The sequence below is a fragment of the Acidobacteriota bacterium genome (assembly GCA_016700075.1).
Classification (GTDB): Bacteria; Acidobacteriota; Blastocatellia; order Pyrinomonadales; family Pyrinomonadaceae; genus OLB17.
Window position 1 is genome coordinate 1272998 of the sequence record CP065000.1, and the last position, 21685, is coordinate 1294682.

Annotated in this window: 8 protein-coding genes; 4 read left to right on the forward strand and 4 right to left on the reverse strand. The window is 54.0% G+C overall.

Annotation, left to right across the window (positions count from 1 at the left end; translation table 11 throughout):
• Positions 1 to 35: 35 nt before the first annotated feature.
• Entirely contained in the window at positions 36 to 2384 is a 2349-nt protein-coding gene (locus IPM50_05720) for a SpoIID/LytB domain-containing protein (GenBank protein QQS34072.1), read from the reverse strand.
• Positions 2381 to 4756 carry a hypothetical protein gene (locus IPM50_05725; GenBank protein QQS34073.1) on the reverse strand — a complete coding sequence of 792 codons (2376 nt, stop codon included), beginning with the start codon at positions 4754 to 4756 and terminating at the stop codon, positions 2381 to 2383. Before IPM50_05725 ends, IPM50_05720 begins: the two co-directional genes overlap by 4 nt.
• Between IPM50_05725 and IPM50_05730 the strand changes: the two genes are divergently transcribed.
• Positions 4745 to 5548 (forward strand): 1-acyl-sn-glycerol-3-phosphate acyltransferase, encoded by an 804-nt coding sequence (locus tag IPM50_05730; protein ID QQS34074.1) that lies wholly within the window; start codon positions 4745 to 4747, stop codon positions 5546 to 5548. The two genes, IPM50_05725 and IPM50_05730, sit on opposite strands and share 12 nt — an antisense overlap.
• A 2-nt stretch (positions 5549 to 5550) precedes the next feature.
• Here IPM50_05730 and IPM50_05735 read toward each other — a convergent pair whose 3' ends face one another.
• On the reverse strand, positions 5551 to 6366 hold the full coding sequence (locus IPM50_05735; GenBank protein QQS34075.1) for a hypothetical protein: 816 nt from the start codon (positions 6364 to 6366) through the stop codon (positions 5551 to 5553).
• A gap of 208 nt (positions 6367 to 6574) precedes the next feature.
• On the opposite strand from IPM50_05735, the gene IPM50_05740 reads away from it, so the two are divergent.
• A complete protein-coding gene (locus IPM50_05740) occupies positions 6575 to 12889 on the forward strand; it encodes a M36 family metallopeptidase (GenBank protein ID QQS34076.1) in 6315 nt (2104 codons plus the stop codon).
• Positions 12890 to 13061: 172 nt separating this feature from the next.
• On the opposite strand, the gene IPM50_05745 is transcribed toward IPM50_05740, so the two are convergent.
• Positions 13062 to 15020: a winged helix-turn-helix domain-containing protein gene (locus IPM50_05745; protein QQS34077.1), complete on the reverse strand. Its 1959-nt coding sequence runs from the start codon at positions 15018 to 15020 to the stop codon at positions 13062 to 13064.
• 92 nt (positions 15021 to 15112) lie between these two features.
• Between IPM50_05745 and IPM50_05750 the strand changes: the two genes are divergently transcribed.
• Together IPM50_05750 and IPM50_05755 are read left to right on the forward strand one after the other, a co-directional pair.
• Entirely contained in the window at positions 15113 to 15337 is a 225-nt protein-coding gene (locus tag IPM50_05750) for a hypothetical protein (protein QQS34078.1), read from the forward strand.
• A 59-nt stretch (positions 15338 to 15396) separates the two neighbouring features.
• The gene (locus tag IPM50_05755; protein QQS34079.1) at positions 15397 to 21426 is read left to right on the forward strand and encodes a hypothetical protein; all 6030 of its coding nucleotides are present in this window, start codon (positions 15397 to 15399) and stop codon (positions 21424 to 21426) included.
• The last annotated feature ends 259 nt before the right edge of the window (positions 21427 to 21685 follow it).

A 21685-nucleotide genomic window follows, 5' to 3' on the forward strand; every position in this document is an offset into this window, starting at 1 on the left:
TTTGGTCGGGCAACCAAGAGGATCGCCCAATTTAGCTAATACATTGCTGTTAGTTCAACTCCGGTGTAGTAATGACGGATGATCTCGTCGTATTTCACGCCCATTTTCGCCAGGCCGAATGCGCCGTATTGGCACATGCCGACGCCGTGGCCCCAGCCGCGGCCGGTGAAGGTGAAACTTGTCACGCGGTCGCCCGAATAGCGTTTGTTCATTACAAAAAGCTGTTCCGGCAGCCGCAGAGCGGAGCGTATCTTACCGCCTTTGAGCGTTTTAACGCCGTTCGAACCAATTATTTCAAGTTCGACGGCACGCCGCGAATAACCGACCTGTTTGACGTTTAGGTCGTAAAGCGTCCCTATGCCGCGCACATATCGCGAAAGCCGCGACTGCACCTCGGCGGCCGAGCCCGAACGGGTCCAGTTGACCCACGGCGACATATTTTCCGCAGTGGTCGGCGTTTCGGTCGGCTGTATCTCCAGATATTTCACGGCGCCGAGAGCATCGAGTTGGTAACGTACGTTCTCGCCGCCGACAAGAGCCGCTTCGCGAACCGGATACATCGTTCCGCCGAAATCCCGGAACAGGAACACATCAGGACGCACATTCAACTGGCGGTCTGTCCTGCCCATTCTAAAGACGAGCTTGCCGTCAACTGTCGGCCGAGCCACGCCCGAGAGCATTTCCGGCGTCCATTTGCGGCGGTCATAAATTTGGCCGATCAACCGTATCAACCTCGCTCGCGTGAATGGCCGTCCGGGCTGAAACGTCTGGTCGGCATTAATCGAAAAAAGCCCGTCGCGCATCAGCATTGCGATCTCGGCACGCCGCTCACGCGGGATCTCCGATGCGTCGGCAAATCCCAGCAAATAGTTGATATCCGAATCCGTCAGCATCGTATCCGCGACGCCCGGAGCGTACGCTAACGACGCTATGATTCGGGCCAGTTCCACCGGATTCGCGGATTGTCGCGTGACCTGCGGTGCCGGTTTGCCGAAGCGGATCGCAAGCTGGCCGAGCCAAAGGTTCAATTCCTGCTCACTCGGAATATCCGTGAACCAGTCGTCCGTCATCGGTTCATTGGGCAGATAAAATCCGTTCGCTGCGAGCAGTGACATCCGCCTTACAAGCTCTAAAGATGCATCGTCGCGGACACGAGGCTGCGGTCTGTTCGACCTGATAAGGAACGGCTCGAAATGACGGCGTCCTTCCAGCGAGCATTCCACACCTCGCAGATACGGCTCGGCCTTCTCAAAAACGTTCTCCGAATTTTCCGTTCGGCCGCCGCAAGTTGATGTGTAATAAGCGGTTATGGGCTTGCCGTTGTACATCGCGACGATCCCGCGGGTTTCGCGAACGGCTTGAGTACCCATGCGATTCTCGATCGAAACGCCTTTATAGACCTGTGACCAGACGGTGGGCACCATATCAAATCCTTGCCTGCCGTAGGTCCCAATGTTTGCGATGGCGTATGTCCTTGCCGCAACCGCCTGTGCCTTTTGAGCTTCGAGCTGCGGAAGGCCAAGCTCTGCCGGAACGACGCCGAGCAGGTATTCCTCGATCGGAACCTCGTTTACCACTGTTAAGGAGCCGCGTGCATTTACGAATACTTCGATACGGCCACGATAAGCCTTGCCATTATAACGGACGGGATTTGCACGCTCATTCGCTGAACCAAATGCCACTGCACGCAGAGATGAATATTTGGCCATCTCGCTCGGGCCATTGACCACGACCTCGCGAAGACTAGGATCGATCGCTGCCGCGCCTGTTGCCGCCGCGGAACCCGTCGGGCGTATCAAACTGCGAACCTCGCCTTTGGCGCCTGAACGAACCTGCTGCGACAGATCGACCGCGTCTTCAGAGGGCCGCACACGACGCTCTCCGATAATTACGGCGTCGTCAAAGCCCTTTTCTTCGAGTTTTGCTTTCAGTTCTTCGGCCTCAATGTTTGATTCCTTGACCGAACCGACGACGACCTTCCATTGAGACGACGCGGCATCAAAGCTGACAACAGATGTTTCACCGGCCAACTGGCGAATGTCGCGAGAGAGAATGTTTGCATCTTCCTGGGTGGGAAGGTTTTGAAATTCCACGCGAAACACCTCGACCTCCGGCGGCCGGTATGAACGGGCAGAAACGGTTACACGATTCGCCGCGAGCATCCGGTCACTCTCTTCCGGCGAGTATGCGACCAGCGTTGTGTCGGTGGTCGTGATAGACGCCGTCGGAACATTAGTCGCGAGGCCGATCCGGATGAGCGGTTCGGACGTCAGCCGGCGAAATTCATAACCGCCCTGTCCCGATACGCTGACGGCCGAGAGGGCAAGTGTTGCACCGCAGTACAATAGCGATATGATCAGGCTTATAGAGTTGCGTAAATTCACTTTAGTTCCAATGAGTTGAATATTAGCGGGAACGTCGCCCAAGTCTGTGCGCGGTGCTGCGGACGGAAAGCGAACAGCACGATCTCGCCGCGGCCTGCTTTTGCGACAGCCATCGCGGTCTTGCCGTTTAACATACGCTCGCCCAGCATCCAGCCGGACATTAACGCGTTGCGCAGTGCATATTGAGCGACGATCGTTACCTTCTGCTCGTCCTCGACCTCAAACGCAGAGCTGTTAGTAAAATATGCTGCCGTCTCGTCGGGAACACCTCGTGACATAGGCAGTTCCTTGTCCACCTCGATCTTCAAGATCGAGCCCGGATTATAGAATTGCCGACGCTCGACACCTTCGAGGGCGTTTTTCATCGGCAGGCCAAAGCTCTTGATCACCAGCGAGCACGAACGGTCAAAACACACCAAGCGGCCGCCGTTCTCGACAAAGCGTTTGATGTTGGCAACGCCTTCGTCGCCGATGCCGCCGGCAAATTCGTCGGGGTATCTGTCGGCGCTCAGGCCGCGTAGTATGTTGTTCTCAGAATCAGACGGAAGCACAAGCACGTCCAGTTCGAGCTTGTTGCTGCGGACGTCCGCCGGCATTACCGACTTGAACGGTATCTGAAAAGTGTCAAACACAAAACGCGTCCAGCCTTCGTCCATTGACGAAGTGTATGGCTTGTATAGACCAATACGCGGCTTGGTCTTAAGCGGATTAGCGATCTTGGGAAACGGCCCCGATGCCGGCGGCAGATTTAGCACCGAACGTGCTCGATTGATATCGTTGACCGGTTTGATCGTGTTTTGAAACTTCTTCTGGTCTTGGATATCCCAAATTTCCTGAGCGTCGATGCCCATTTGCATCCACAGCGTCCAGCCCGCAACGTCGTAAGGTGTGTCGGGTTCGCCGTTCGCTCCGACGCGTCGAGGATATGTTTGCGGTTCGAAAAGGCTGAGGATGTTATTTCGCTGCGGCTGATCCGTAAATATCAAAAAGCTGCCAAGCGGTATCTCATGAAACTCTTCCTCTTTGCTGTGCTTGACCCACAGTTCGTGCGTCATCTCGTGCACCTCGATGCCCTGCCACATCAGTATCTCAAGAAATCGCGCGACCGTGTGCGGTATCGGCTGGCCCGCGAGGACGACATATGCCGATGGGATATCATCGCGAGTCTGAATGTTTTCCTTACCTAAACTGTAGAAATTTCGAAGGTATCGCTCACGATACTTCGCGGCCTGGAGCAATATGGTCCGGCTGGAGATCATCTCGATCTCTGCAATGTCTTTCGGCCCCCATTTTCCGCCGGTCCAAGGCTCAGGGTGATTGATCGCAGGCTCCAGCGGCGAATTAAGTCCGCGTGCAGGCCTCGTTTGCCCAAGCGTCTCGCGGTTTATCGTGACCGGAGTCATCAGGTTCGCGCTGGCCGCTTCCGACAATATGCCGATCGAATTGTGATAGTAAGGTGCAGTTCGAAAGCCGCCGTGCCACCACATATCGAAAGTCGTATTCGTTGCGACGCCTTTGATGCCCTTCGCCTGCAGATCGGCTGCCATTTTCAGGCCAACAAGGCCGACCTCGCGAACGATGGTCGGCGAAATTCGCGGATAGGCCGGATCGTGAAACGGCGGAATGACAAAACGTGGGCCGTTCTGACCCATCTGATGCACATCGAAAACTATCTGCGGAAACCATTGCTGCCAAAAGAGTTTGGTGATCGCACGCGTTTCGGCGAGGTTGAGCATGAACCAATCGCGGTTGTTGTCATGACCGGCGTAATGGTGATAAAGCTCCGGCGGTGCGGTGCCTTCGCTCTTTGTGCCGAGCGTCTTTCGGTACCAATCGGCGACCATGTCGATGCCGTCGGGATTGGATGAGGGTATGAGCAGCAGAACCGTGTTTGCCAAGATCTCTGCCGTTTCAGGGTCGTTCGCGGTCGCCAGCTCGTACGCGAGATTCATCGACATCTGCGAGGCAACGATCTCGTTCGAATGTATCGAGCACGATATCGCGACCACGGTCTTGCCTTCGCGGACGAGCCGCTGCATCTCTTCTTCGCCGGAAATTCGCCGTGGGTCGGCCAGCTTTGCATTGTTTTCGCGAACCCTTTCGATATTGCGAATATTGTCAGGCGACGAGATGAAGGCCGCGATCATGCGCTTGCCTAAGGTCGTATTGCCGAATTCCCGCACCTCCACGCGGTCGCTCGCACGGCCGAGTTTGTCGAAATAATCTGTGATCTGCGTCCAGTCGGCGATGGTGCGTTCGTCGGTGGGCTGAAAGCCGAGAACGCTTTTCGGCGACGGCACCTGAGCGACAACCGCCGCAGAAAACAGTAGAATCAATGCGGCAATTCGAACTGGAAAAAGATGTCTGAGCATGTGCGGCACGATATGGCGTTGAGCCTGAGGGAGAACGAAAAGATTGCTTTTCCTGTCCCTGAGTCTAACAAATCGCGGCTTGCCGGGAAACTTCGCTATTGGTGGAGTTGGTTCGTAGCTTGCTTTTTGCTCCTCATCATCGGCCCGCCGGCACTTATAATTCTCGGCATCATCAACAAGAAGATGTGGCTGCATCCCATTGCAAAATGGGGTGCGGAAAAATGGCTGTGGGCGTGCGGCGCGACGATCAAAGTAACGGGCCTTGAGAACCTGGAAGTAGGCCGCTCATACGTTTTTGCTGCAAATCACCGCTCTTATCTCGACACTGCGACGCTCTTTTTTTACACAGGCAGAAAAATGGGCCTCGTCGCGAAAAAGGAACTGCTGAAAGCACCGATCCTCGGGCAAGGGATGCACTATGTAAAGATCTTCGCGATCGACCGCTCAAACCCCGAGCGGGCGATGCGTTCAATGGAAAAAGCACGCAGGGTGCTTGAGGAAGGATATTCCTTCGGCATTTTCGTCGAAGGAACGCGCGCGATGCCGGGCGAACTTCTGCCGTTCAAGAAAGGTGCTTTTCATCTTGCGTTTCAGACCGGAGCACCGATCGTACCTGTTGCGATCAAGAATACGGACGTGATGATGGGCAAACGTACAGGCGTAGCATACGCTGGCGAGATCGAGATGGTCATTTTGCCGCCCATCGACATAGAAGGAAAGACAGCGGAGAACGATCTGATGGACGTGCTTGTCCGCACACGAACGGCGATCGCTAACGAGTTATATTCCTGAATTCACGGCTTTCTCGGCGTCGGCGAAGGCTCCGGCGTCGCGGGCTCGTCGTCGTCGAGGATTCGCACGTCTGTCCTGCCGAGTTTATAGTCGGTGAACCGAACCCGCATTCTTATCTTGATCACCTGACCGCTGTCAAAAACAAGTTCGTCGTCAGATCGAGCATCGGTCGGGAACCAGTATTTTCCGTCGATCTGCTCGCGAGTGGTCTCGACTATCGGGAATTTGTTGGTTTTGGTTTCAGGGACCGCCTTACCGCGGCTTTTTACGATCATCAGATCGTCCTTGTCCACCCAAATGCGGCCTGTGAATAGCCGCATTTTTGTCTTTTTCGGGTCGGGAATGGCCCTTGGCGTGACGTCAAATATGTACAGATCCAGCTCGTCTATGCGTTCGGTTCCGACGTACGCAACGCGATACTGATCCATAAAACGCGGTTCGAGGGCGAAAGGATTTACACCGCCGAGGTCTTCCAGGTCTTCGGGCGTGACGAATCCGGGCGGAGTTGTTGCGACGGGAGCATGGACCACACGTTCAAAACGCGTACCGTCCGAGCGAAAGGTCATGAAAGAATCACGGCGGAATGTGCCTGTGATCTGCCCGCCGAGCCCGATCGTCTGCACCGTAGCAAAGCGGTTGAAAACGTAGTACGACAGAGCATAGCGAAACTCGCTTTCGTGTTCCGTTACCTTTTTAATGATCCGCTCGGCGTCTGCCTGCGACATGCCGCCGCCCGCGATCACCGTCTGAGCCGCCGCAGGCATCGCAAAAAGCATCGCCGCCGTGGCTAAAACACTCGCTCCAATTACTCTTTTCATACGCCCTTTATTGTAAACCCTAAACTCCTCTTCAGATGCCTGCTGCACCGCAAAAGTTGACCGGATAGCTTTCCAATCGAATACACCTCAAAAACTTCTGTATCTTTTTTCACATTTTTCTGACGGGTTTTGCCGCGGTTCTTTGCGTTAGTAGATAGAGGGGAAATTTTCGTCGAGAGTTGACCTGTCCGGAGGAAGAATCATGAATATGAATACCACATCGTTGTTCCCACGTTTTCAATGGAGTTTGTTGGTGGTCGTAGTGATCTTGGTAATGATGGCCGTGATCAGCTTTGATCCGTTCGGCATCTTTCCCGGCGTTGCGAACGCGCAGGTCGGGGACAATAGCAGGAAAGGACTCCATCCCGTCACGGTGAGCGAAGACGAGGGCATCCCGAAGATGTGGGACATTCGCTCATCCAGTGAAGAGAGCGACGTCGATGCGCTAAGGCAATTTAGAGATAGAGCCGGCCTGAATGCGGCAAACGTGGCAGATATCCGAGAGGATTTCGTCCGCGGCGAAGAGAACTTCAAGCGGTCACACCCGACCGCAAAGGTCGAATACAATCTGGACATCAAGACTCCGGAAGTCATCACTCCAGACGCTTACGCCAAGCGAACCGAATGGCTGTCCGAGCCTTCGGGAGCAAAACGTGTCGATATACTCCGCAATTTTCTTAAGACCAACGATCTTCTTATCGGGCTGGACCAGCAGCAGATCGACAAACTGGACATAGCCGCAGATTATACAAACCCCGACGGCAATCTTTCATACGTTCATCTCGAACAAAAGATCAACGGAATTCCCGTATTCCGCAGCGAAGTAAAGGCGGGATTTACCAAGAGCGGAGAGATCATTCGGGTCATAAATAACCTCGCTCCGGGCGTCGATGAATCTCGAATATCGACCGAATTTGGTGATTCATTTGCCGCTGTTAGTACGGCGCTTGCCCACATCAGGTCGAAAGAAAAAGTTGAAGCTATTGACAGGAATCTTGCCGAATCAACCGAACTGATCGACGTTTACGGCACGGGCGACTGGGCGACACGAGCCGAGAAAATATATTTTCCTACTGAACCCGGGATAGTGGTTCCGGCTTGGCGGGTACTCATCTGGCAACCGGTCAATGCATACTACGTCATCGTGGATGCGGAGACGAATACCGTGCTTTGGCACAAGAATATCACCGACGATCAGACACAGTCTGCAACCTATCAGGTCTATCAAAACTCATTCGCATTTATGCCGATCCAAGATAGTCCGGCTCCGATGTCGCCGGGGCCGAACAGTCCGCTGCTCGGCACACAAGGGTCTATTGCAACACGCACAAACATTTCATTGGTCGGCAATAGCGGGTCATACTCGTTTAACAACAACGGGTGGATAACCGACAACGACAACGGCACTTCCGGTAATGCGGTTCGAGCGGGTATCGACCGCGACGGAACTAACGGCATTGATGCGATCCAATCGGGCGACACAGCCTGTCCCGGTACGGGATGCCGCGTGTTTACATCCACGTGGAATCCGCCGCCGGGCAATCCCACGCCGGGGGATAATCCAATTACAACTCAGGCTCAACGGGGAGCGGTGATCCATATGTTTTATACAACGAATTGGGTTCACGACGAGTTTTACAAGGTTGGATTCACAGAACCCGCCCGAAATTTTCAGCTAAACAATTTTGGCCGCGGCGGTTCGCAGAATGACCCTGTCCATGCAGAAGGCCAGGATTATTCCGGTACGAATAACGCAAACTTTGCGACCGGTGCGGATGGTATTTTCGGGCGTATGCAGATGTATATCTTTACATACGCAAGTCCGAATCGAGACGGTACAGCGGACACAGAGATAATCGTACATGAGATCGCTCACGGCCTATCGCATCGACTTCATGGTAACGCCAGCGGCCTAGGCAATCAGGGTGGAATGATGGGAGAGGGTTGGGGAGACTGGTATGCCCATACCCTTTTGGCCACGCCGTTTGACAGTCCAAACGGTGTATATGGAATGACTGCATACACGCAATTGAATAGAACGGCCGGATATACAGGCAACTATTACTATGGGCTCCGACGATTCCCAACTTCGGTGATCGCATCAAAGGGCGGGCCCAATAATCTCCCTCACAACCCGCTTACCTTTGGTCACATTAACTCGGACTGTGACGAAACTCTTGGAACGACAACGACGGCCGTTTCAAGTGCATTTCCGAGAAACCCTACGTCGGCAACGGCCGGGCTCTGCTCACAGGTCCACAATGCCGGCGAGATCTGGAAATCAGCGTTATGGGAGGTGCGGTCTCTTATGCTCGCTCGCTTAGGTTTCGAACCGGGCACGCAAAGGGTCCTTCAGGTCGTCACTGATGGAATGAAACTGTCGGCGATCAATCCGAATATGATACAGGGACGTGATGCGATCATCCTCGCGGCCTCAGCTTTGTCAGCGTCTCCGGAAAACGCTGCTGATGCCAAGGACGTTCGCGAAGGTTTTCGCCGCCGGGGCTTCGGCTACTCAGCCAGCGTTCAGTCGGAAACGCGAGTGACGGAAGCGTTTGATACCGAGGAGGTCACCAGCGCAGGCATAATCAATGTAACCTCAGGCAACGGGATCATCGAACCGAATGAATGCAATACAATTCGAATTCCGCTTGCAAATAATTCGAGCCAGGTGGTAACAAATGTCTCTGCAGTTCTTTCCACGACGACGCCCGGCGTAACGATAAATGACGCAACTTCCGCATATGCAAATCTGCCCGCAACGGGAGTATCGCGGCTTAACCTACAGCCTTTTCGGATATCGACAAGCAACTCGATCGCCTGCCTTTCGAAGATCAGATTGACGCTGACGGTCACCTATACCGGGATCAATGGGCCAAACTCTGTCTCGGCTTTCAATTTCACATTGGGTGTGGGAACTCAAGGCGATTCTTACACAATTACGAGTTCGAATGAGAATGAGTCGATACCTAGCGGCGGCACCTATATTTCGGGAACACGAACTTATGGGGGCGCAGCCAACGTTCAATTGCCGGAAAATTGGTCGTCGACACTTTACGATCAGTTGGTTACTAACCCAAGGGCATCAACGCGGGGGGTGCTTATGATAAATGTCGGCTCAAGTCTTAACGCCCCGGATGCAAACGCCGAGCTGCCCGGGAGTTTTGGCGGAATTTCTCCTGCTTTGGTGCCTTTCTGGGACGATCTGAACACGTCAACGGACAGGTTGGGAAATAATGGTGGGATATACACCCATACTACAGGAAGCAGCCCAAATCGTGAGTTTTGGATAGAATGGCGTGCTCAGCACAATTCTAATGTAGCGGCAGACGGGGTGACCATTAGATTCGCCATCGTACTAACAGAAGGTACCGATAACTTCAGGTACGTATATGCGTTGACCGGGAGCGGTGGCACGACCGCTAACGCAAACGGACAATCGGCGACTATCGGCGTCCAACGAGGGGCCAATGATAGCAATTTCACTCAGTTCTCGTTCAACACATCGAGTGTTAGCAATGGTCAGACCCTTAGAGGAACTCGCGGCATATGCCCGCAGGGTGCCGGTGTGTGTAATGCAAGCCCCACACCAACCCCTACTCCGACTCCTTCGCCAACGCCGACACCAACACCAACGCCGACACCAACACCGACGCCGACACCAACGCCGACACCAACACCAACGCCGACACCAACACCGACGCCGACACCGACACCGACACCAACGCCGACACCGCAGGCGTGTACATTCAGTAACGGCAATTTGAATCCTCAGGTACTTTCCGCTAATGGCACCGTTGCTGCAACCGGATCGTTCTGGAGTGAGTTGCAAAACAATACAGGCAACTTTGCCGAAGCCAACGGTCTGGCCGGGTTTTCAGCAAGTGAATTGGCGGCCTCGTCCCTGCGGCTCGCTGATGATTTCACCATCGGCGATACATGCAACCTGCAAACCGTGAGTTTTTACGCTTACCAAACCAACGGCCCTGCGACATCGCCATTCATCGCATCGACGCTGAGGATTTGGGACGGTCCGCCGAATGCGGGTGGAAATGTCATTTTTGGAGATACCACAACAGATCGGCTGATCAACTCGCTTGATACGTCGTATTTCCGAATATTTAATTCCTCATTTCCCGCGCCCGGAATTGCACCGACAACGACACGGCGAATCTGGAGAAATACACTCAGCATCAACACCACCTTGGCTCCGGGGACGTACTGGTTTGATTGGAACTCGACGGTGACCGGAAATTTGGTGCATTTTTACCCCGCGAAGACCATTCCCGGCTCAAGGGGCAATCCCGGCGACAATGCGTTGACCTATTCGAGTGCAACAGGCGTCTGGACGGCGGTCTTGGACACGGGAACACCGGCATCGGCACCCGACGTGCCGCAGGATTTCCCGTTCGACGTTGTGGGAACAGCGGCCGGCACCCCGACACCGACGCCATCGCCCACACCAACTCCGGTCGCGACCCCCAGCCCTGCACCCGCGTGTGCTCCAATGTCAGAGACATTCGACGACATTTCACTGCTTCCGGGAACAGGATGGAATCTGCAGAATCTGAGCGATCCGATCGGCACGACCAACTGGTTCCAAGGGATAGAGAGCACGTTTCCTTCTCATTCCGGAGCAGAAAACTCCTATATCGCTGCGGATTACTTGAATACGTCCGGCGCAAATACCATAAGCAACTGGCTGATGACGCCTGTTCTGACACTCCAAGACGGTGCTCGGCTGACATTCTGGACCCGCGGACGTGTCGGCGCCTTTCCCGATCGGCTTCAAGTCCGTATGAGCACTGCCGGCACTAGCACGAATGCAGGCACATCTGCGACAGACGTTGGGGATTTTGCAACCGGGCTTCTGGATATTAACCCGTCATATATCATCGGCGGATATCCCACAAGCTGGACTCAGTACACGATAGACATTACCGGAATGCCCGTTCCTACGTCCGGCAGGCTCGCATTCAGATATTTCGTGGAGAACGCAGGTCCGGGAGGGCTGAACGCTGATTACATCGGTATCGATTCGATGAATTATGCCTGTTCCGTCCCTTCACCAACGCCTACTCCGACGCCAACACCGCCCGTTTGTACGCCTGATCCTGTAGTAACGACGTTGGCGAACAGCGGAAACGGCAGTTTGCGTCAGGCAATGACAGACGCATGTCCCGCGAGCACGGTCACGTTCGCGATGCCTTTGGCCGCAGGCCCCGAGGGCGGCAACGACGGCACCGACACGATCACTTTGTCTTCTGAGATCGCGGTTGCAGTTCCGCTTAACATAATTGGACCCGGTGCCGACCAACTCACGATCAGCGGCGGGAATGCGAGCCGGCACTTCTCGTTCAGCGGTGCCGGAAACAGCGTGAACATCACAGGTCTCACTTTGACTCAAGGTAACGGAGTTGGAGGGGCAAATCCCGGAAGCGGCGGTTCGATAAGGACGAACGGCGTTGACCTGACTATCACGGATACTGTTATTTCCGGAAACAGCATCGTCGGGAGCGGCGGTGCGATCCTGGCGCAAGGCGGTGGATCCGTGACTCTGATCGACAGCACGATCAGTAACAACACAGCTCAAAGAGGTGGAGCATACTACGACTTTTCGTCTGCCGACGCGCTTTATCTTCTGCGAAGCACGGTCAGCGGCAATTCCGCGACAGGTGTAGGACAGACAGCAGGTGCGATCGATGTCATCGGCTCGGTTTTCGTTGTCGGTTCAACGATCAGCGGCAATTCCGCTCCGAATACGGCAGCGAACAGTGCCGGCGGCCTGCTCACCGGTGCGGGTGATACGATCATCCTTGGCAGCACGGTAACAAACAACTCCGTTGCGGGAACCGGCGGTGCAGGCGGGATACGTCATACCGGGGTTCAGCCAAACATAAGCAGCTCGATCATCGCAGGAAACGTGAACAACGCGACGGTGCCCGATACGACAGGAGCATTCGCGTCGCAGGGCTACAATCTGATCGGCAACGTCGGCACAGCAACGGGCTTTACGTCGGTTGGCGATCAAACAGGAACCGCGAGCTCGATCCTCAACCCGATGCTCACGCCTCTGCAGGACAACGGCGGGCCGACATTCACTCACATGCTATTGTTGGGCAGCCCGGCTTGGGACCGCGGCAATTCTTTCGGTTTGACGACCGACCAACGCGGACAGCCTCGGCCAACTGATTTCACAGGCATCGCAAACGCCCCAGGCGGCGACGGTGCCGACATCGGTGCGTTCGAGATGCTGATCCCGACTGTCGCAGGAGTTGAAGTGTCTGGACGTGTACTCACGTCCGACGGACGCGGATTGCGTAACGCCACAGTGACGATGACCGACGTAAACGGCGTTACGCGATCCGCGGTCACATCCAGCTTCGGATACTACCGCTTCGACGGCGTGCCTGTGGGCGACTCATTCGTAATGAGCGTTAACTCACGCAGCTACCGCTTCGTCCCGCGTGTCGTCGTCGTCACAGACACCTTGACGGATGTGGATTTTGTTGGACTGGAGTGAAGTGAGTTGAAAGTGGAGAGTTGAAAATTGAGGATCGCCCCCGAATGCACGGCGGTCGGGTTGTGCCCGACCGTTCGGTGTTGCGTCTAGTTCTCGCTCCTTTTCGCACAGACAGGTTTCTGATCCACGTTCAACCACCCGCTACCACAGGAGGTTCTGACAAGCGTTTCGGCTATACTTCTCTCATTTTCAGGTCGGTGAGCAATGATTCGAATACGGGATCGCCGCGTAGGAATTTGAATTCGGGTCCCATAAAGATCTGAAGTATCCAGGGGTCTTTTACCCTTTGAGCTTCGGCGAGCCATTTGAGCGTGTTTGCACGGTCATTGGCCAGAGCCCCGATGAGTGCGATGCTGCTGGGGGGAAAGTATTCAGCGGCGTAGCGTTTCTCGAGTTCGACGCGCCAGAGTGTCAATCCGTACTGCAACGACTTGGTCTTCAGTGCTTGCCGAACCTTGTTGCTGAGATCGGAGTTGCCCTCTTCGATCTCTAGCGCACGCAAAAATTCGACGACGGTGTCGGCAAGCCTGTTCTCAATAAAAAAGACCGTTCCCTGGTGCCAATGGACAAGGCTGAAATCCGGTGCCGTCATCCTGATGGACTTTAGGCGCGTGTTCGCCTCTTCGACATTTCCGGCGAAAATATGATTTTCGACAATGTTGGCCTGGATCACGTGCGAGGTCGGGTCAAAGCTTTCGGCGATATGCAGCTGGTTCAGGCCTTCGTCGAGCCGACCGATCACGCTCATCATCCAACCGTAACGCAGACGAGGCGTAGGGTCGTTGGGGGCCAAATCGATCGCTCGCACAAAATTGGCCTCAGTTGCCTCCCAGTCGTGATTGTAGAGAAACTCGATCGACGCGAGCGTTGAGAAAGCTTTTGAGAGTTCGGGCGAAAGCTGAAGGGCACGGTTCACTGCTGTCGTAGCTTTCGGGATCGTCTCCGAAGCGGGCAAGTAGCCGTAATCGTAAAGGCCCAGGTACGCATCGGCGACTCCGATCTGAGCCTCTGCGAACTTCGGGTCTAGCACGATAGCCTGTTCGAAATAGCTAAGCGAGTCTAAGAAGCCGACTTTAGTTCGCTGATTCCAGCTATAACGCCCACGAAGGTATGCCTGATAAGCGGCGCCGTTGCGGCGGGTCGCTTCTGGTCGGGGGCCGCCGCCAATGGGCATCCCAATCACTAAGGATGAAGCGATCTTGCTTGAAATTATGTCTTGGATCGCAAACAAGTCTGACGTCTTTTCGTCCAAAACCTCGGACCACACTTGATCGCCGGAGGCTACATTCAGTAGTTTTGCGTTGACACGCATTCGAGAATCACGCAATTGATAATGCCAGCTCACCACAACATCGACTTTTAGAGCCCGCCCGACCTCAATAGGGTCTTTTCTTTCGGCAAACGAACGAGTAACTGTGCTCAGCGGACGGACAGTGAATTCCGATGAGCGCCCGAGCTCCGTGATCAATGCATCGGTCAAACCCAGCGATAGTACCTCATCCTGGCTTTCAGAGTCGAGAGCTACTAACGGTAGTACGGCAATGCTCTTATTTGTCGACGAAATTTGCGAATTGAGATATTCGTATACCCCAATTGATGACGCTGCAACGACAGCCAACGCAACAATTGCAAGTATGAGACGATTTCGCGGCCTTTCCGGGCGAGAATGGCGAATCGGGATCATCGACGAATCGTTCCTCTCCTCAATCCAAGTATCTTCGACTTCGACCCGTTCGATCACGCCGCTGTTCATACTTTCAGTGAGCGCAGTCTCGTCGTCTGCACTTGCATAAGTGATAAGCACCGGAGCCGAGAATCTGTATCCGATCTTTGGGACGGTCTCAATATATGTGGCCAAAGGATCAAGGTCTCGAATAGCTTTTCGAAGCTGTGAAACTGTGTAGGTAAGAGCGTTATCGTCGACGAACGTATCCGGCCATAGCTCTGAGGCGAGGATATCTTTCGGCACCACATTTCCTGAGTTCTCAAGCAGCGTGATCAAACATTTGTACACCTTTGGAGGGAGTCGTTGATGGTTGTCTCCGCAGGCAAGTAAGCCGGATCCGGTTTCCAAACGAAGACGACCGAACTCATAGATCGGGCTATTTTGCTTGATATTTGCTGGGTTCATCAAAACCTCAGAAATTCCTAATGTTTTCCGAAGGACAATGTAAAGGGACTTTTTGAATAATACAGGCAATTCCGAGACGTTTCAAATCAAATATGGCTACAGGGACGCGTAAGAAAGACCGTAAGACGACGATCGAAAGAGTGCCGGCACGGGAGACAGATAGTAGCGAAACGCTGTCGATCCGAAATGCCGGCGATATTTCGATCGAGATATATCTGTCAAATAACGCTCCACGGGTCTTTTCGTTTGCCGGAATGCAAAACATCGAGATCAGAGAAATACCCGGCGTAGGATTTGTCCTAGTCGGAAAATATTGAACTTGTTTAGCAAAGGAGCCAACCCGTCGCAGCCGATGAGAGATTTAGGAGAAATGACAATGACAAAGCGCCGTATAAGTCTAGCCGCCGCATTTTTGCTTTTCGCCATTAGCGTAACCGCCGTAGGGGCGATCACAACCGACCGCATATCGGTAGTCGATCGTGGTCTTTTCGAGTTGACCGAGCCGGATACGATCATCAGCTCAGTTCTGGATCTCGATCGGATGCAAGAGAACAATGCGGTATTCACGGGTGGCGGGTACCGCAGTGCCGCTTGGACAGGTGGCGGGATGTCGGGCTTATACAACATACCGGGTGATTTCCCTGACCTGGCGACTGCCATCGACACGCTAAATATTTCGGGCGTTAGCGGCCCGGTCACGATCAATCTGATAGCAGGGAATCCACAGACGGCACCGGCAGGCGGCTACACCATCGGCAGAACATGTTGCTCAGATCCGATCCTCACAACGACGAGCGCTACAAATACCGTAACGCTTGTCGGCAATGGCAATACGATCACAGCTTCGCCCTCTCATAACGTAGGGTCGTTGACGGACGCGATCTTCAAGCTGATAGGAACTGATTTTATAACCATTTCCGGTTTCGTAATGCTAGAGAATCCTGCCAATACGGCTATGACTCCGGCATCTAACAACATGACCGAGTTTGGTGTTGCTTTGTTTTACTGGGTATCCAACAATGGGGCGCAGAATAATACGATTTCCAACAATACGATCGATCTCGAAAGACTATACCGAAACAGCTTTGGCATCTACAGCAATTCAAGCCATTCCTCATTTCAGCCGACAACCATTGGGAACGCGATCGCAGGTGGCAGCAACAGCGGACTGACGATCACCGGAAACCAGATCACGGATGTTAATTGTGGGATCGTTATCATAGGTGCCACGACAGCGGCAAATCATAACGACGGCCTTACCATTGGCGGATCGGTCGCAAACGGCAATACGATCACGAACTTTGGCAGTGAAATAGTCGCAACCTCATACATCAACTTTCCCGGAGGAATTCCGGGTATCTTGGTCCGAAACACGGTCAACGCCGATATTTCGCATAACTCTGTTTCAAGCGCCCTATATGGCGGCACCGGCAGCCAGACCCTGGCTGGGATCACGATACCGACCTTCTCCAACGTACCGACCGGGACGTTCACCAATTCTATAAATAACAATTCGATCTCACTTAGGTCGGCTGTGGCGAGCGTTTCTCTCGCAGGAATAGTTTCTGATAGCGGCTCTAACACTGCGACTTCGTCGATCAATATCAACAACAACAATTTTCACACCTTTGGACATTCAGTAGCAGGTACTGGTCAGATCCAGTTCATTCGTCAGTGGGGAACTCATTTAAATCAGTCTATATCGGGGAATACATTCACCAATATGTCGGTGAATACGACCAATTTTGTTACGTTCATAAACAATAGCAATACAGCCCCGGCGGGAGGCACCAAAAATGTTAACAACAATTCGATCGTCACCGGATTCACCTCGACGGGATCGGGAACCGTCGTATCCGGGATACAGGGCAGCGGCAGTGATCCGGCAGCGTCGAATATCAATAATGTGTTGAACAATAATTTCTCGAACATTACGCTCCCGGCAGTGTCTGAGTTTTCCGGTATTAGCGTTAGCAATCGGGGAACAAAGACCGTTTCTGGAAACACGATAAGCAATATCACAAGCGGTAGTGGAACGACGAGCGGCATGTCGATCTCGACTAGTCCTCATCCAACCACTGTTACGGGAAATACAATAAGCAATCTCACCGGAGGCGGCGTGGTCGTGGGATTGGCCGTCTCCGACGGAGTTGGCCCGCAGACAGTAACGAGAAATACTGTCAGATCGCTTTCGGGCACGGGCACAGGCTCGGTCGTGAGCGGTATAAGCCTGGCCCCATCATCAACCAACACGGATATTACGATCGCAAACAATTACATTGGTGACCTTACCGCGCCAAATGCCACAAACTTCAATGCCATCACCGGCATGAGGATCCTGACCAACTCAGATACGACGAACATTAAGTTTTATTTCAACACGATCTACGTTAACAATACGTCGTCCGGCGCAGGCTTCGGGTCTTCCGGGATCTTTGTTCAAACAAACACCACGGCAACCACGTCAAATCTTGATCTCCGTAACAACATCATAGTAAATACTTCGATCCATAGTGGTGCTGGACGGACCGTAGCGTTTCGGCGTTCGAGCGGTAATGCAAACGCGCTCAACAACTATGCCGCAACGTCGAACAACAATCTTTTTTACGCTGGAACTCCCGGCCCGAATAACCTGATCTATTTTGACGGTATCAGCGGTGCGGAAACCATCGCGGACTATCGCAACGGTGTTTTTACCGCCGGGACGATATTCCCTCGCGATTCGTTCTCAGTGAGCGAGATGCCGCCGTTCCTAAGCACTGATCCTCTCAGCCCGGATTACCTGCGTATCAGTTCAGTTATTCCGACTCAGGTCGAGAGCGGCGGCCAGCCAATCGCCGGGATCACAGATGATTTCGACGGCGACCTTCGCAACCTGACGTCACCGGATATCGGTGCGGACGAAGGTCCGTTCATCGCCCTCGATGCTTCCGGCCCTGTGATCATTTACACGCCGCTCACAAGCACTACGAGTACGAGCAATCGAATTCAGACAGTTACACTGATGGATGCGACCGGCGTTGCGACAGGAGCTGTGGCTCCACGGATATATTTCCGTAAGAACGCGGGTACATATGTGAGCACAGATTGTTCGCTAACAGGCGGAACCGTCCAGAACGGAACCTGGGATTGTGAGATAGACAACACACTGCTCGGCGGAGTAACGGCCAGCGACACCATCGATTATTTCGTCGCTGCTCAAGATACGTTCGGCAACTTGTCGGGAAATCCCTTTGTCGGATTCGCCGGTACGGATGTAAACAACATTACGAGCGCACCTACCAGCCCGCGAACTTACAATATCTTATTCGAGGTTTCGGGTGATTTTGATATCGGGACCGGCGAAACCTATGAATCGCTGACCAATCCGGGCGGCATCTTTGAATACATAAACAACAATGTCGTAGTAGGCAATATCAATCTCACCATTACGACCAACTTGACCGCCGAGATCGGCACCCACGCCCTGAACGATCTAGGACCGGGCTTTAGCCTGTCCATCAGGCCGGCCTCTGACGGCCTGGTCATATCAGGTGCGACCGTGGCCGGCCGGGGCCTTATCGAACTCAACGGCGCCGACAACGTCACGATCGATGGTGACAATCCGAACACACCTGGAATAAACCGTGATCTTACTATTCGAAACACTGCGGCTAACACGATTACTTTTACCTCGGTTATCCGTATCGCGTTGAACACTACGACGGTCAACAGTGCAGACAATAATATTTTCAGGAACCTAAACATCATCGGCAGCGCAACAGGGCGCAATATTGCCACTCAGACCACAGGGGATAGCGTCGCAAATAGTACCTTCGGTATTTTCGCAGGCAGCGGAGCCACCGGTCCGGGATCGCCGAGCCCGATAACGTCAGTAGTGGCAGGCACCGGCGCAGGGGCGACGGCCATAAACCTTTTGGTCTCAAATAACCGAATAACCATGGTCGGCCGCGGGATCACGATCAATGGAGCTTCGGCAACTATTTACCCGGGGCTGCAGATAGTGAATAACGAGATCGGCAATCCAGTCGAGGGTGATGCCGATCAGGTCTATAACCGTGCCATTACGGCACAGGGATCGTCTGACGGTGTCATTTCCGGCAATACGGTCTATGTCGAGGGATATCTCGCCGGGTCAGGTGGTGGGGCTACCGTTGGTATCGATGTCGGGTCGAACAGCGCTAATGGGACATTCCTGATCGAAAAGAATAGGATCCTCCGGGCTAGGAACAATAACACTGAGACCTGGCCGGCATACGGTATCAATATTGGCGGCAGTAGCAATCACACTGTCCGAAATAATTTTGTCACTAACGTTATCAACAATCAGGTAACGGGGACCGGTGCGTTCAATGCTTTTGGTGCCTTTGGCATTCGAGTCGGTGCGGGAACCGGACACACGATCCATCATAACTCCGTCAATATGCACGGAGCGATGCCGGGCACAACCAACACCAATCTGACCGGTGCGTTTAGCATCTCGTCAACGGGACAGACCGGTCTCAATGTACGAAACAACATTTTCGTGAATACAATAACGGGCGGAAATCCGACGGGTACTCGGAATGTAGCAATGCTCGTGCCGACTGGAGCAACAAGTTCCTTTAATCTGACATTGAACAACAACGATTATTTCGTTGGCTCTGACCCGCAGAACCGTTTGGTTCAGCGAGGACTGACATTTGGGACGGGTGAATACACCCTTGCCGATTTCGATCCGTCAGACACGGCAAACGTGCTCAATTTCCGCAATTACTCGAGCACGCTTTCCGTCGCAGGAACCAATGACGACGCCAGCCTTAAGGTCGATCCGCTCTTCACATCATCTGCAGACCTCCACCTAACGGCCGTCTCGCCGATGATAGATGTCGGCGTGGATGTGGGCGTAGTTGACGACATCGACGGCGATGCAAGGCCGCAGGGCGCGGGTTTTGACATCGGTGCGGATGAAGTGTTTATTGCGGCGCCGCAGTTCACGTTGACGATCACTTTGGCGGGAGCCGGCACGGGAACCGTGACGAGTGCACCGGCGGGCATTCTGTGTCCGGGCGTCTGCACGGAGGACTTTAACGAAAACACTGTCGTTACGCTGTCAGCCAATGCGGACATGGGATCGGTATTTGTCGGCTGGGCCGGAGAAGGCTGTGCGGGAACGGGAACGTGCATTGTGACAATGTCGCAAGCTCGCAACGTGACCGCGACATTCGACGTGGTGCCTTCACCTACACCGACGCCTACGACTGAAGTTCAATTCGGTGCGACGTCGTTTATGGACGATGAATCGCAGTCTGCCGTCATTACGGTGACTAGGACAGGCAGCCTGACCGGGGCGTCGAGTGTGGATGTTGTGCTCGCGGACAATACCGCGATGGGCGGCGTTGCGTGTACGTCTAGTGTTGACTACATCTATTCAGGGCCGATCAATGTGAGTTTTGCGATAGGCATAGCGTCGCAGACCTTCAGCGTGCCGCTTTGTTCGGATACTCTGCTTGAGAATACTGAAACCGTCGATATGTTGCTGACGACCCCTGCGGGTGCGGATATCGGCACGCCTTCGACGGCGACTTTGCTCATCAACGACACCGCGAATCAGTGGCGTAATACAGCACCGATCGAGATGTTCTTGGGCAGCGTCGCTAATCCGCATCCCTCGACCATCACGGCAACGGGAGCACCGGCATCCGTCGGTTCGATCAGAGTGACTCTGTATGATTTCTATCACGACCTCCCGGACAACGTGGATATACTGCTTGTCGGCCCGAACGGCAACAAGTACGTGCTCATGGCCGATGTCGGCGGTCCGGCGCCGGGAATACCTTTCCCGAACCACGTCACGCTGACGTTCTCGGACATCGCCGCACAGACCGTGCCCGACAGCACGCCACCGGCGACCGGCAACTACAAGCCGACTAACTGCGAGACGCCTGTTCTCAGCTTTGCACCGCCGGCTCCGGCAGCTCCTTACGCTGAACCGGGCTGTGCTCTGATCAGGCCAGTCGAACAGTCGCTGTTTGGTAATTTCGGCCTCGCGGACGGCAACGGCGTCTGGAGTCTCTACATTCGGGACGACGCAGGCTCGCCTTTCGCTCCCGACGCTCTCATGGGCGAAATACTCGGCGGCTGGGGACTCGAACTCCTGCCTCCAACATCTGCCGGAGTCGAAGTGTCTGGGCGCGTGATGACGCCCGACGGACGCGGATTGCGTAACGCCACAGTGACGATGACCGACGTAAACGGCGTTACGCGATCCGCGGTCACATCTTCGTTCGGCTATTACAAATTCGAAGGCATCAACGCCGGCGAAAACTACCTGATGGGCGTCTCGTCCCGAACGTACCGCTTCGTCCCGCGTGTCGTCGTCGTCACAGACACCTTGACGGATGTGGATTTTGTTGGATTGGAATAAAGGCTATTGGGATTAGGCTTTTGGTTTTGGGCTTTGCCTCGAATGCACGGCGGTCGGGTTTAGGCAACGGACAGGCTTCTTATCCGCGTTCAACCACCCGCTACCGCAGGTGGTTCGGACAGGGGGTTCACTGTCGGTTGCTGGCGAGTGGGCTAGGGCGACGCTAAGAGCGGGGTTGGTGCTCCTATAATTTTGAAATAGGGAATTTGTGCCATATAATCACTGCGTCCATAAAATAGTCATCGTCATTATATCCGTG

What these genes read in the sequence shown, in the direction of transcription:
- IPM50_05730 (QQS34074.1), top strand. Translation starts at nt 4,745, where the DNA reads ATGTCTGAGCATGTGCGGCACGATATGGCGTTGAGCCTGAGGGAGAAC.
- IPM50_05725 (QQS34073.1), bottom strand. Translation starts at nt 4,756, where the DNA reads ATGCTCAGACATCTTTTTCCAGTTCGAATTGCCGCATTGATTCTACTG.
- IPM50_05735 (QQS34075.1), bottom strand. Translation starts at nt 6,366, where the DNA reads ATGAAAAGAGTAATTGGAGCGAGTGTTTTAGCCACGGCGGCGATGCTT.
- IPM50_05740 (QQS34076.1), top strand. Translation starts at nt 6,575, where the DNA reads ATGAATACCACATCGTTGTTCCCACGTTTTCAATGGAGTTTGTTGGTG.
- IPM50_05745 (QQS34077.1), bottom strand. Translation starts at nt 15,020, where the DNA reads ATGAACCCAGCAAATATCAAGCAAAATAGCCCGATCTATGAGTTCGGT.
- IPM50_05750 (QQS34078.1), top strand. Translation starts at nt 15,113, where the DNA reads ATGGCTACAGGGACGCGTAAGAAAGACCGTAAGACGACGATCGAAAGA.
- IPM50_05755 (QQS34079.1), top strand. Translation starts at nt 15,397, where the DNA reads ATGACAAAGCGCCGTATAAGTCTAGCCGCCGCATTTTTGCTTTTCGCC.